General features: G+C 35.6%; 16 protein-coding genes and 1 pseudogene. 15 read left to right on the top strand and 2 right to left on the bottom strand.

All coding sequences use genetic code 11. The features are described 5' to 3' along the window. The first annotated feature begins 11 nt into the window (after positions 1-11). From gtfA to MVE64_RS11245, 5 genes and pseudogenes are all read left to right on the top strand, one after another. Positions 12-1,479 (top strand): annotated as a pseudogene (gtfA, locus tag MVE64_RS11265) (sucrose phosphorylase). A 51-nt stretch (positions 1,480-1,530) separates the two neighbouring features. Further along, positions 1,531-1,737 carry a hypothetical protein gene (locus MVE64_RS11260; protein ID WP_247346481.1) on the top strand — a complete coding sequence of 69 codons (207 nt, stop codon included), beginning with the start codon at positions 1,531-1,533 and terminating at the stop codon, positions 1,735-1,737. Between the two features lie 253 nt (positions 1,738-1,990). Continuing rightward, complete coding sequence (locus tag MVE64_RS11255; protein ID WP_247346480.1) at positions 1,991-2,926, top strand: DUF3298 and DUF4163 domain-containing protein; 936 nt, start codon at positions 1,991-1,993, stop codon at positions 2,924-2,926. Between the two features lie 258 nt (positions 2,927-3,184). Continuing rightward, positions 3,185-3,622 (top strand): DUF3862 domain-containing protein, encoded by a 438-nt coding sequence (locus tag MVE64_RS11250; protein WP_247346479.1) that lies wholly within the window; start codon positions 3,185-3,187, stop codon positions 3,620-3,622. A 355-nt stretch (positions 3,623-3,977) separates the two neighbouring features. Further along, positions 3,978-4,934, top strand: a complete 957-nt coding sequence (locus tag MVE64_RS11245; protein WP_247346478.1) for a hypothetical protein — start codon at positions 3,978-3,980, stop codon at positions 4,932-4,934. Positions 4,935-5,199: 265 nt separating this feature from the next. Here MVE64_RS11245 and MVE64_RS11240 read toward each other — a convergent pair whose 3' ends face one another. Beyond that, complete coding sequence (locus MVE64_RS11240; protein ID WP_247346477.1) at positions 5,200-6,465, bottom strand: adenylate/guanylate cyclase domain-containing protein; 1,266 nt, start codon at positions 6,463-6,465, stop codon at positions 5,200-5,202. Between the two features lie 110 nt (positions 6,466-6,575). Here MVE64_RS11240 and MVE64_RS11235 point away from each other — a divergent pair, with 110 nt between their 5' ends. Further along, a complete protein-coding gene (locus MVE64_RS11235; protein ID WP_247346475.1) occupies positions 6,576-6,908 on the top strand; it encodes a DUF3307 domain-containing protein in 333 nt (110 codons plus the stop codon). On the opposite strand, the gene MVE64_RS11230 is transcribed toward MVE64_RS11235, so the two are convergent. Then, a complete protein-coding gene (locus MVE64_RS11230; RefSeq protein ID WP_247346473.1) occupies positions 6,909-7,595 on the bottom strand; it encodes a Crp/Fnr family transcriptional regulator in 687 nt (228 codons plus the stop codon). A 293-nt stretch (positions 7,596-7,888) separates the two neighbouring features. Here MVE64_RS11230 and MVE64_RS11225 point away from each other — a divergent pair, with 293 nt between their 5' ends. From MVE64_RS11225 to MVE64_RS11185, 9 genes are all read left to right on the top strand, one after another. Continuing rightward, positions 7,889-8,275, top strand: a complete 387-nt coding sequence (locus tag MVE64_RS11225) for a hypothetical protein (protein WP_247346470.1) — start codon at positions 7,889-7,891, stop codon at positions 8,273-8,275. Between the two features lie 40 nt (positions 8,276-8,315). Beyond that, the gene (locus MVE64_RS11220; protein WP_247346469.1) at positions 8,316-8,678 is read left to right on the top strand and encodes a coiled-coil domain-containing protein; all 363 of its coding nucleotides are present in this window, start codon (positions 8,316-8,318) and stop codon (positions 8,676-8,678) included. Then, on the top strand, positions 8,663-8,896 hold the full coding sequence (locus MVE64_RS11215; RefSeq protein ID WP_247346468.1) for a hypothetical protein: 234 nt from the start codon (positions 8,663-8,665) through the stop codon (positions 8,894-8,896). Before MVE64_RS11220 ends, MVE64_RS11215 begins: the two co-directional genes overlap by 16 nt. 7 nt (positions 8,897-8,903) lie before the next feature. Beyond that, entirely contained in the window at positions 8,904-9,458 is a 555-nt protein-coding gene (locus MVE64_RS11210; RefSeq protein ID WP_247346466.1) for a hypothetical protein, read from the top strand. Further along, on the top strand, positions 9,431-9,790 hold the full coding sequence (locus tag MVE64_RS11205; RefSeq protein ID WP_247347032.1) for a PIN domain-containing protein: 360 nt from the start codon (positions 9,431-9,433) through the stop codon (positions 9,788-9,790). The genes MVE64_RS11210 and MVE64_RS11205 overlap by 28 nt, the downstream gene beginning before the upstream one ends. Beyond that, positions 9,783-10,007: a hypothetical protein gene (locus MVE64_RS11200; protein ID WP_247346464.1), complete on the top strand. Its 225-nt coding sequence runs from the start codon at positions 9,783-9,785 to the stop codon at positions 10,005-10,007. Before MVE64_RS11205 ends, MVE64_RS11200 begins: the two co-directional genes overlap by 8 nt. Positions 10,008-10,044: 37 nt before the next feature. Beyond that, complete coding sequence (locus MVE64_RS11195; protein WP_247346463.1) at positions 10,045-10,749, top strand: nuclease-related domain-containing protein; 705 nt, start codon at positions 10,045-10,047, stop codon at positions 10,747-10,749. A 19-nt stretch (positions 10,750-10,768) separates the two neighbouring features. Next, a complete protein-coding gene (locus tag MVE64_RS11190) occupies positions 10,769-11,383 on the top strand; it encodes a hypothetical protein (RefSeq protein ID WP_247346461.1) in 615 nt (204 codons plus the stop codon). A gap of 346 nt (positions 11,384-11,729) precedes the next feature. Next, positions 11,730-13,478 carry a methyl-accepting chemotaxis protein gene (locus MVE64_RS11185; protein ID WP_247346460.1) on the top strand — a complete coding sequence of 583 codons (1,749 nt, stop codon included), beginning with the start codon at positions 11,730-11,732 and terminating at the stop codon, positions 13,476-13,478. Positions 13,479-13,484: the final 6 nt, after the last annotated feature.

Here is a 13,484-nt window from a genome sequence, read left to right as displayed (position 1 = left end):
GAGGCGTGAGCATGGCATTAAAAAATCAAGTACAGCTCATCACTTATCCGGATTCACTTGGAGGGAATTTAGAAAGACAATCAAGTGCTTTTAAATTATTTTTCAGACGTTTTTAAAGGAGGTATTCATATCTTACCACCCTTCCCCTCATCAGGGGACAGAGGTTTTGCTCCGTTAACGTACTTGGAAATAGATCCTCAACATGGAACGTGGGAGGATATTCAAAAGATCGGAGAGAAGCATGATGTTTTGGTAGATTTAATGGTTAACCACATATCCAAACAATCACCCTACTTCCAAGATTTTTTGAAAAAAGGCCGAAAATCAAAATATGCAGACCTATTTATTACTTTAGATAAACTGTGGGAAGATGGGAAACCGCAACAGGAAGATATTGATAAAATGTTTTTAAGAAGGGAAGTTCCATATTCTACCTTTCTCGTTGAGGAAACGGGAGAAGAGGAGACCGTATGGACTACGTTTGGTAAAACAAATCCGTCTGAACAAATAGATTTAGATGCCAAGTCACAACAAGTAAGAGACTTGTTAAAAGAATTTTTCGAGAACTTTAGAAATAATGGGGTTAAGATTGTGCGGTTAGATGCCGTAGGATACATCATTAAAAAGCTGGGTACAAGCTGCTTTTTTGTAGAACCAGAAATCTATCAGTTCTTAGATTGGATAAAGGATTTGGCCGATTCCTTAAATATCGAATTACTTCCTGAGGTTCATTCCCACTATTCAGTTCAATATAAGTTAGCTGAGCGGGGATTCTGGATTTATGACTTTATTCTACCTTATACCGTTCTTGATACGATGATTAATAAATCTAGTGAGAAGTTATATGAGTATTTACAGGATCGACCTGAAAAGCAATTTACAATGCTTGATTGTCACGATGGTGTACCTGTCAAGCCTGACATGGATGATCTTATTGATACGAATGAAGCGAGAAAACTAGTAGATATATGTCTTGAAAGAGGTTCGAACCTGAGTCTAGTGTTATCAGATGAACACAAAGCAGAGGACGGGTTTGATGTCCATCAAATCAGATGTTCCTATTACTCTGTCTTGAATTGTGATGATGATGCTTATATAGCAGCTAGAGCAATACAATTCTTTGTACCGGGAATTCCACAAGTTTACTATGTGGGGCTCTTAGCTGGAGAAAATGATGTGGAGAATGTTGAAAAAACAGGTGAAGGTCGTGAAATCAACAGACATAACTTTAGCCTTGAAGAAATAGAAAGTTCTGTTCAAAAGGAAGTTGTTCAAAGACTCTTAAAACTAATAAGATTCAGGAATGAACACCCTGCATTTAATGGTAAATTTACAGCTCGTGATTCAGCAAAGGATGAAGTACGTCTATCTTGGCAGAAAAATGACATGTTCTGTGAATTGTACATCGACCTTAACACAAATAAAGTGAATATAAAATACAATGATGAAAGTGGTAGATTAGAAGAGATTATGATGTAGTAGGGACAGGTTCCTTGTCCCTGCAGTGTCAGGTGATCTATAAGCACCTTAATGAGATCTCAAGAGAATCGTACTAAATTAAAAATTATTAATAAAGGGAAACTAAATACAATTCCTTGCAAAGTTGATACTGATTTTGATATGGATAAACTTCAGAAAAGTAGCAAGGCTATTTATGTTGGAGAAAAAAGCACAGTTAATGTTAATTACAAAAATAAAGTACATAAAGAATTTGCGGAAGATTGGCTTTGTGATTAATGAAACCAGGTGAAGTATACAGGGTGTTTGTACCTTATCAAGATAAGCAGGGTGGTAAATATCGTCCTGCTTTAATTATGGATACATTGCAGGAAAAAACCGTATGTGTTGATATTTATACAAAAGCGATAGAGGGACAATGAACCTGTCCCTCTGTCGCTTTTTGTCAATTAATATACATTCCGTTCTCTAATTAATCATGATAATATTTCCTTATTATTAATACTTTTGTACTAGGAGAGAGGGTTTATTTATGAAAAAGGTTTTGCCATTATTACTTGTTTTACTTTTATCTCTTAGTTTCGTACAACCTCAATCAGCAGCTGCTAAGGTTATGTGGGGGAATATGGAACTGAAAAAAGGCCAAATTGGTCGAGTTACAATGTTAAAAGATGTTAATATCTACACTAAGTCTGATGATGAATATGTTAAATCAGGCACTGCTAAAAAGAACCAATTAAACAGAGTTTATACAAACCGTAACGGCTATTTAGGAATTGGTGGAGGAAAGTATATAAAAAATGATAGTTCAGTAAAGTATGAGACTCCATCTCAATCTAGATTACAAGCTGCTAATGGTGTAAGAATCGTGAAGAAAACATACCCAGGTACAAATTTTATTTATCCTCAAGTAACTAATATGTTTGACAAAAAGGCAGAAAAGAAAATCAATGACGAGCTATATTCAATTGCTCAATCTATCAACGAAACAATCATAAGCTTTGAAGAGGAAGAAGCTTCAGCAAGAGAAGATTGGGATGATTACGGATACGGAGATTTTTGGGATTGGGAATATGACTTTTCATTTGAAATCCACTATAACCAAGAACATCGTCTAAGTGTTCTTTTTAGAGAGTATGCCTATACAGGTGGTGCTCACGGGATGAGCGGTATTTACACATTGAATTTTGATTGTTTAACAGGAAACACAATTAACTTATCATCAGCAATCAAGGGAAAAACAAAAACAGTTAGAAACTATGCATACAATGATTTACGAAACCAAGAAAAACGTGGCGAAGAAATGCTATTACTAGAATCTGTAAATGAAATAACGATCAACGACAGTGATCGACCATGGGTTTACAATGCAAAAGGAGTTAAACTATTCTTCCAAGAATACGAAGTAAAATTTCCATACGCATCAGGAAACCCAGAGGTAATCGTACCTGCAGTTGTTTATAATTAAGGGACAGGTTCCTTGTCCCAGCGATTTATGGAATTCTTAGATATTCCTGAGGTGAAATTTAATAGTAAGTAAACTAAACTAGCGACTTTCATGGAAAGATCGCTAGTTTTTTTGTGGAAAATCAGTAATGAATAACGGCATATCATTTGTGATTTACAACTCACTTTAATGGATGGGACAAAGTGCCTGTCCCCATGTCCCTTTAAAAATGTTATCCTAATAATAGGAAACTTTTAATAGTAACGGAGGTAAGTAGTTTTGACATCAAACAATAAAAAATTAGGTTTTCTAGTTGCAGCGATTGTTGTTGTGATTATCTTAGTTGGGCTTATTATTTGGGGCGTAAATAAAGGTAATGATACGTCCACCGAAGAGTCTCAACAAGAAGAGAGTCAAACAACTGAACAAACAGAAGATTCTTCAGATAGTTCAAAAGAAGAAAAGAAGTCAGAAGTGAAGAATGAGGCTGAACTTCTAACAGTAGAAAAGTATAAAAAAATTGAAAGTGGCATGACATATGACGAAGTGAAACAAATCATCGGTTCCGATGGGGAAGTTATGTCCGAAGCTGGAGAAAAGGGATCCGAGGTTCACACAGTTATGTATAAGTGGGAAACTGGCGATGAAAATAAAGCCGCAAACTTTACATTTCAAGGTGGACAATTGATTGATAAGACGCAGATTGGGTTGGAATAGGGGGACAGGTCCCTTGTCTCTACTAAAATAATCCCGAAACATAATATACTTTTGTCTTACTTTTTGCTAGGATCTAATAAAATCATATTTGCCTATACCTAAAAGTATCTGAGAATAAATATAAGTAAAGTAGGTATAGAAAAAAGGGTAGTCCGATCATTCAATCGGACTACCCTTTTTTACGTGAGATAGCTTAGAGAAACATGAGTTAATAAAATCATAGAGTATAAACTTACCGATGGGACAAGGAACCTGTCCCCGTGTATCTTTTTGAAAATTGTGGAATAAATTTACATCATTCTGTGATATAGTAGTTTTGTACTATATCAAACTAATATTAATCTAGGAGGCAAAGATGAAAAAATCAATTGTTTTAGCAATAGTTATTTTGTTATCTTTCACCATTTTGCGACCAACAACTTCTGAGGCGGCAGCAGTAGATGCTGCTTATCGTAATGCAGATACCCAAGGCTATGCACTACAAACACTTACAAAAGCATTTAATAAAATTATTCATAATGGCGATATAGCTACTATTGATGAAGATTATGATGAACTTAGTTCTGCAATCAAAAAAACGGAACGGGCGATTGGGCAGGTTTCCGGTGCTAGTAGACGTAAAGCATTAAATGAGAAATATGTGACGCCGGCAAAAGTTGCTAGAGAAAGAGTCATTTATGAGGTTTCACAATACAGACTTATTAGTATTATGCATAAAACATTTGAAAATAATGATTTTAAGAAGCTTGAACAGGAATATGCGAAATTACAGAGACTAATTAAACGTGCAGGTGAAATTAAAGAAGCTGGTGGATATGAAGCTTTGCCTGAATCAGTTGTTGATGAGTTAGCATACTTAGATCAATGGATGTTAGACCGATTTACATTTACTCCGATTGAGTGGATGAAAATGTATCAGCAAAACGACTTAAGTTTTGCATCAGAAATTATAACAACAGAAAATCCGTTTATATCGAACAACGGAAGTAGTTATACTAATGGGGTTACTCATACAAATGCAAATAGTAGTGGGCAACATTTCTATAAGCTAGATGGGCAGTATTCAACTCTTGAAGGAACTTTAGTTCTTAATCAAAGTTGGAATAAGGAAGAAAAAACATATGTAGGAGTATTAAGAGTTTATGCAGGTGAATCACTATCATCTATGGAACTAGTATATGAATATAATCCAATTTACTCAGACAAAACTGAGCCGATCACATTCAATGCAAACATTAGTGGAGCAAGTCTCGTTTGGGTTGACTATGCTAAAAATACCGCACTTGTTAATACAAACTTTAAGAGAGACTAGGGGACAGGTCCCTTGTCCCTCCTAAAAACTCAGACCCTGGCTCAAAACTCGAGGCAAGATCTTGAAGTTAAGCATTAAAGAGGAGTTTCTACAATTGGAAATAGCAGAAAGGGTTGTCTAATATTTAAGACAACCCTTTTTTCATTTAAAGGAAGTATACCACGAACCCTAATTGATGATAGAACTATGAAGGACCTTCTGTTCAATATAGTAAAAAGACCATAAATGAAAAATGGGACAAGGAACCTGTCCCTACAGCAAACCCCTACAGCAAATAAACCCGAACCACGCCAAGGCCTTTTACGTCAATTTTTCCGCGTTCAATAAAATGAAATTTGTCTTTGAGCATCTTAAAAGTGGTTTCAGATACCTGAACTCTTCCATTGATGCCTGTTGATTCCATACGAGAAGCGGTGTTAACAGTGTCACCCCACATGTCATAGGCGAATTTATTCTTACCGATGACACCAGCAACGACTGGACCTGTGTGGATGCCGATTCGAATATTTAATGGTAATTTTGCTTGCTCTTTGAGTGAAGAAATAACTCGTATCATATCTTCAGCTAAATGGACGATCTTCTCAGCGGATTCCCTTGAATCAGATCCTACCTTCGATGAAACCATATAAGAGTCTCCAATTGTTTTTATTTTTTCCACATCATATTTCTCGGAAAGTTCATCAAAAGCGGTGAATATTGTATTTAAAATTGTAACTAGCTCAGGAGCAGGAAGAACGCGAGAAATCTTAGTAAAGCCAACAAGGTCAGCAAAAAGAATTGTCACAGAATCATGACTATCAGCAATAACGGTATCACCAGATTTAAGCCTAGTAACTACATGTTCAGGCAATATATTTAATAATAACTCCTCTGATGCTTCGCGTTCCTCGTCAATGATTTTTTGATAAATAAAATCACGTCGGCTGAAATATTCTAGAAAATAACATGTTGTTGTACAAAGTAAGGAAAAAGCACCTAGCATGAAAATGATTAACTTTATGACGAGAATTTGCTCCTCGGATGCCACAGGGAATTGATAGAATACTGCAACAAAGGCATAGCTAAGGATATAAAACAAAGCTAATATATTTGCAAGAACAAAGCGAATGCGAACCATACAGTATGTAACCGCAATTAAGAGAAACACTCCGATAAAATAATAATTAAAAGATATTGCATCAGGTTCACTTAGTGCAATTATCCATTTTAGCCCTAAATCAATTGAAATGAGAATAAGGGATATATAAAACTGTGAATGAGCTTTAAATTTCCCCACAAAGTTTAAAAAGTAAACAATGACAAGAATAACCAGCGAAATAAACCGGATAGCAATCATATTCTTTTGGTCATCAGCTGGAAAACTGATCAAATCAAAGAGCATTAAGGAGATAACAAACACAATTCCAACGGGTATATACCAAACTGCATATTGTGCAGTGAGCTGGTTATAGGCAGTAATATACTGCTTTTCCATATCGTGAGGAAACTTAAGCTTTTTAGAGTTTATGAGTAATTCTTCGAGACTTTTCATCTTTCCACCAATCATCTGAAAATAAATTAAAAATGTAATACAGGTTACAGAATAGAACTATTAAACATGTTATCTTGTTAGTTAGTAAATATAAGAGGGGCCGTGACCAATTGAGCTATTTGTTATTGATTTATGCGCATTTTCTAGGAGACTATCCGTTACAAGGGAAATACCTTGCGGAAACAAAGGGTAAAAACGTAATAAGTCTGATTGCGCACTCTGTGATATGGACAGGTACAGTTTCAATAGCGGGGTTTCTCATTGGTTTTCAAGTCACTTTTGTTGATGTGATTTTCCTATTTGTTGTCCATGGAATCATTGATTATTTAAAGGCAAATCAGCTTTGGTTTTTTCGTAACCTTAACCCTGAGGGACTGGGTTTAGTTTTAGATCAATTGCTACATGGCATTCAACTACTTATTTTTGCTCTATCAAACTATTAGTCATACACCAACTTGCTCTTCTAAATGAGTTAGTTTTTTAATTGAAATCTTTTTACTCTCTATACTAATCGTATTGCTCTGCTGTAATTCTACTAACACCTTTGAAACTGTTTCTCTTACTACGCCTGACATATCAGCAATTTGTTGATGTGTTAGCTTGAGGTCAATTAAAATTTCTCCTTCAACTACTACCCCGTAATCCTCAGACAAATCAATCAATGTTTTAAGAATTCGTGTTCTAGCGTCTAAGCTTGTTAGACTTCTAATCATTTCGTTGGCTTTACGCAATCGTTGCATTGAAACATATAAAAGCTTGATCGAAATTTGAGGATTTTTTTCTAGTAACTTAGTAAAGTCTGATCGATGAATCGTATAAAGAGTACAAGGCTGAAGGCTCTCAGCATTGGCTGAGCGCTGTTCATTGTATAGAATCCCCATTTCTCCAAAATAATCTCCATCTTTTAAAATCGTCAAAATGGTTTCTCGCGTAAAATCCTCTCTGAAGATTTTGACACTACCCTTTTCAATAATAAAAAGTTCTTCTCCATAATCTCCCTCGTGAAAAAGAGACTTCCCTTTTTTATATATTTTCTGACGGAAAAGCTTTTGAACTTCAGATAATTCTTCTTCGTTTAAATCATGAAATAAGTCGATGCTTTCTAGAAGTTGTCTTGGAATGTTTGTCATGTTTTTCACCTCAAAAGTACTAGGAAGTATGATATAAAATGTGATCAATTTAACATTTTTTATGTTAAGCATCACACAGAATATTTCGTGTAGGTACGAGATAATCATACATGAAAGAGATGAAGGTTGTTAAGTGGTTTTGGAAAAAGAATAGGAGGAAATTCCTAATAGGGAAGATTGCTAATTCGATTATTACATTTTCTAAACACCCAACTTTTGTAATGGGCGTAACAGACTAATATTCAACTACTGTTAAAATTCTACTTAATCATAAAGACGAGGGGGACTTATTCATGGAAGTTATTATTTATATTATTGCAGGTTTCGTTATTTACAACCTAGTAAAAAGGTCAAAAAAGAAAGCAAAAGGAATTTCACGGTCAAGGGTAGCTGCAGGTGTTGGAGGTGCAGCAACAGCAGCATTCTTACATCAATTAATAGAAGACCAACAACTAGATCAAGAGATGATTGATCAATTAGAGCAGCTGAATTTACAGCAAATGCAGGAATTTGCCCTCCAAAATGAGCTTTTAGATCAAATGGACATGCAAAGAATGATGGATGAATCGATGGATCCCTATTTAAACCCAGGTATTGATGTAAATATTGATGAGTACTACCACGGACACGATCATGGCATAGATCATTCATTTAACGATCATAATCATCATCAGTTTTAAGGGGGACAGGTTCCTTGTCCCACAATTAGGAGGTAAGAATATGGGATTAATTTTTCTCTTAGCTATTTTAGCTGGTTTCGTATCTTTTTATTTATTGTTTGGATTATTACCTAATACCCGAAAGTGGCTAAACACTTGTAAGGTTGAGTGTCATGAGGAGTTATCACTTCTCGAAAAAGAAATTCAACAGATTACTAGAGTTAGAGAAGACTTAGATCGTCGGGAGAAAATGCAGGATCAAGAGTTAAACGAGTTACTTGAAAAAGAAAAACAAATTGAAATAAAAAAAGAACAAATCATCAAGTTAGAAGTAGAAAAGGAAATGTTAGTGAAAGATCTATCAAAGCTTCGAATGGAATATAAAGCAAAAATCGAGGAGGGGTTATCATGGAATGGCTTTTAAATATAGACATGATTTTAGATTTAAAAGGTAGTGATGTGTATGCATATCTTAAAGTATTAGTTAGAGGTGTTATCCTTTATTTTCTTGCCTTCTTTTATTTAGCCGTCGGTTTCTTGATCATTGATTTAATAAGAGAGAAAAAGGGGTCGTCAAATCAAATGATGAATTTTATCATCACTCTAGTTTTTCCTTTCATATCTTCATATATTTACAGCTGAATATAGAGTGAAAATAGATGCGGGGTTTCATACGATATTATTTGCTGCTGGAGTTTTAGCAGTTCAACCGGAAACGTTAGAAGTTGTACCATCATTTCAATTCGTGTTTTACAGTATCCTTGTTACAGCACTATTATCCATTCACCTTCGAAATCAAGCACTAACAAAGCTAGCAAGTAAGGAAGAATATTTCAGAGGCGAGGTAGAAAAGGTCATAACTAAGAAGGAACAGTTAATAGCATTAAACCAAGTTAAAGAAGAGGAATTACAAGAAATGAAGAAAGAATTAATATGGAAGAAAAAAGCAGTCACAACGGACCTATATATTCAAAATCGAGAATTAGAAGGGTTAGAAAAAACATTAAAACCGAAAAGACGGCTGGCCAATTCTCTCATATTAAACACAATTATTTTGAAAGAGTTGGACAGATGTAAAGAAAATGACTATGAAATTGCCATCGATTCAAATGTATTTATGAAATTAAATGATGATTTATGTGACATCATCAAAAAATATAAAGTAGTCATAAGCCTATCGTTCGAGATGAATGGAACGGACTAAAGAAAAATGAAGACCGTAATGTTAGGGCAGCTGCTGCAAGAGCAAGTGATTTGTTCGATTATATGGTTAGCATAGGGAATGCAAGAGAAATTACGATGACAGAGGAACAGATCATTCAATTTAAAAAGGGACTCACGATTAAGCTGACAAAAAAAGAAAATGATGATCGCATTATCGAGCATTATGCGTACGAAATGGAGCATGGCAATTCTACTATTATTGTAGCTTCAGATGATACAAACTTCGTAACATCATCAAGGTTAGCAGGACTAAAGGTGATGGAAATAAAAATACCAAAATATTCATCAAATTGGAGTGAGTTAATTGCATAGTAGAAAAATGGAACGTGTAAGTGCGATGGGAATGTACATATTTTCTTTTATGTTAATTCTAGTAAGCATCATAAACATGATGTCATTTCTGGAACTAGGATACGTGGCAATCGATATGGATGTTTACTTTTGTTTTGCTGGTGCAACATTTGCCATTTCATTATTATTTTTTAGTGAATTAACATTTAGGCTTTTAAAAGATATGAAAAAAATATAGGGATAGGCGTAGAAGTTCAAAAAGGAGAAGTGAAGAAATGGCAACGATACATAAAGGCAGCAATGCTTTATCAAAGAAAGCAAACACATATTTAACCCTAGGTATTCTATTTTGGATTCCGCCAATAGCTTACTTCATTGCGTTTTTTCAAGGCTTTCACTTTAATGGTATTTTTCATCTATTACCTATTGTACCGGGTTGGATTGGTGCCTACTTTTGGAGGAAATATTCAACATTGCGTGCTGGAATAAGTGGAGAAGAGCGTACAACAGATATCCTGGCCAATCTTCCTGAAGGATATGAGGTTTATAGTTCTGTTCAACTTTCTACTGAGGAAGGAAGAGCTGAGCTTGATCATGTCATTGTTGGCAAAAATGGTGTTTTTGTTGTTGAGGTAAAAAATCATAACGGAACCATAACAGGAAATGAAGAAGACAGATCATGGACTCAACATAAGGTAGGGCGCAAAGGTGGAGAGTACTCAAAGGAAATACGAAATCCAGTAAAACAGGTAAGACGTCAGGTTCATATTTTATCAAAGCATTTATCAAAAAATGGTACTAGAGTTTGGGTGGAAGGAAGTGTATTCTTCTCAAATCCTCAAGCTGAGGTGTATGTAGAAACTAAGAAAACACCTGTGTTTACTTCACCATATGATCTACATGAATTCCTAACGAACTACAAACCAAGATACAACATAAAAGAAGCTGAATTAGAAACAGTGAAAAAACTAGTAAGTTAATAAATTGGAGGAATTGAATATGAAAATGAGACTAGTATTAGGAAGCTTACTTTTTGCTGGAGCGTTAGCAGGGTGCTCTCAAAATGAGCAAGCCGCAAAAACGGAAGAAGAAATTCGTGAAGAAGTAAAAGCAGAGCTAGAGCAGGAAATGAAAGATGACTTAAAAGAAACAGTAAAGGAAGAAATCAAGGCTGAATTAACAGAAACTGAAATTGCTTCTACTACTCAGAGCACAACGGCAGAGCAGGCATCTTCATCAAACTTTGACTTATCAAATCTAGAACCATATACAACAACTCATTTAACCTTCTCGAATTATTCAATGACAAAGCAAAGTGATGGTTACCTATTAGTGATGGATGTAGAAAACACTAACAAAGAATTTGATGTTGCCTTTGGCTGGGGAACTGCAGGAACGGCAACTCTTATCACAACAGAAGGAAAATACACAGAAAACTTCCCACACATGGAAAAGCTCCAAGCTAGCACTAATAAAAGCTACACCTTCAAATTCACAGAAGCAAGCGGTGAACCGCAGGAACTAGTAGTAAGTAACGTACTGGTCGTTGACCAACAAGGAGGCATGCTCCCAAAACCAGGCAGCAACGATGAATTTACAATTTCGCTGAAGTAGGGACAGGTTCCTTGTCCCACCCTTCCGTTTAACTTATTTGTAAGGGATATCTTAATAATAAAAGCTTTTTAATCTCAAAAAAAAAGAAACCCATACTACTACTGAAAAGGAGAGTATGGGTTTTTCACTAATTGCAACATAATAAGTGAATTGATAATATTTGGTGTTTCTATTATTTGTGGGAATATTCAAAAATAACTATACATCATTAACCTAAATCTAGTATGATTATCTTATATAATTTTCAAGTGATATGTGTAAAAAGTACCAGTCAGATGTCTATTTCAGTCTAAATATAGGTAAAAAATGAAAGCGCTTTAAACATTTCTAGAAGGAGGAGATCAAAATGAACCTTAATTTCCTTAACTCAATCCGCACAAAATTATTACTTTTCAGTTTGCTATTATTAATTATTCCTAGCGCGGTTATTGGGTTCACTAGTTACAAAAACACTGTCACTGAACTGGACGCGGCAGGACAAGCTCAATTAAAAAATAACGTTCAACTGGTCTTGGAAATGATCGACCTATTAAACAGCGAAGTTGAACAGGGAACCATGACTCTTGAAGAAGCGCAGGATAAAGTAAAGACTGTTATTCTTGGAGAAAAAGGGGCCGATGGAACTAGACCGATCAATAAGGATATTGATGTTGGTGAACATGGATATGTATTTGTGATTTCAGATGATGGATCATTAATTGCCCATCCAAGTAAAGAAGGGGAAAATATCTGGGATTCAGAGGATCCTAACGGAATAAAGGTTGGGAAACTAATCGTAGAACAAGCGTTAACTGGTAATGGTTTTTCAACATATGATTGGGCTTTACCTGATAATCCGGACAAAGTTGAACCGAAAATTACCTATGCAGAGCAGGATTCTCATTGGGGCTGGATAGTATCTGCTGGTACTTATACGATGGATTTTAACCAAGGAGCAAACAGTGTATTAATGAATCTATTAATCACATTAGGGGCATCAATCATAATAGGAGTTATAGTTGTTTCGGTGTTTTCTGGGATCATGGCAAGGCCAGTTATTGCCATCACAGAAAGGTCGAAAAGTGTGGCAAATGGTGATTTAACAGTAGAGCCACTGCCTTTTAAATCAAAAGATGAAATTGGTGAATTAGCAGAGAATTTTAATAGAATGGTTGATAGTTTAAAAGGGTTAATTAAACAAGTTGGAGATTCTGCGGAAAAAGTAGCGGCATCCTCTGAAGAGTTAACAGCAGGTTCGGAGCTGACAAAAAAGGCAACCGAGCAGATTTCAACATCCATTCAAGAAGTTGCAATCGGATCAGAGAAACAGGTTTTAAGTACAAGTCATGCTAACCATACAGTAACAGAAATTTCAAATGGTATGAATCAGGTTGCAAGTGCGATACAAGAGGTAGCTAAACTAACTGTACAAACAAATGAATCTGCTAATAATGGAAGCAAAGTTGTTACGCAGACGATTGAGCAAATGACCTTGGTGAAGGATAAGGTGAAAACAACCTCTAATGTAGTAAATAGCCTTGGTGAAAAAACAAAGGAAATTAATGAAATTGTTTATTTCATAACAGAGCTTGCTAGTCAAACAAACTTATTAGCTCTTAACGCAGCAATTGAGGCAGCTAGAGCTGGAGAACAAGGAAAAGGATTTGCGATCGTGGCTGATGAGGTTCGCAAATTGGCTGAACAATCCGGTCAAGCTGCTGGAAAAATTCAAACATCTATAAGTCTTATTCAAAATGAGGCAACCCAGGCTGTGCATTCGATGAATGAAGGAACGGTTGTTGTAGAAGAAGGAATCAAAATGGTCCATCAAACTGGTGAGACCTTCCATGGCATAGCGGAATTAATTGAACAAGTTACCTCCCAAACGCAGGAAGTATCCACGATTGTAGAAGAAGTAAATTCAAGGTCGCAAAATGTAGTAGGAATCGTGGAAGAAGTTGCCCACATATCAGAGCAGTCATCCTCCAACACTCAACAAGTAGCAGCAGCTGCAGAAGAACAAAGTGCTTCAATGGATGAAATTGCCGGCTCTGCAGAATCATTGAGTAAAATGGCGCAAGAACTGCAGGGGGTTATTCAGAAGTTTAGGTTGTAGGGGGCT

The organism is Metabacillus endolithicus (assembly GCF_023078335.1).
GTDB lineage: Bacteria > Bacillota > Bacilli > Bacillales > Bacillaceae > Metabacillus > Metabacillus endolithicus.
Note: the sequence above shows the minus strand (reverse complement) of the source record. Positions and strands in the feature narration are given on the sequence as shown.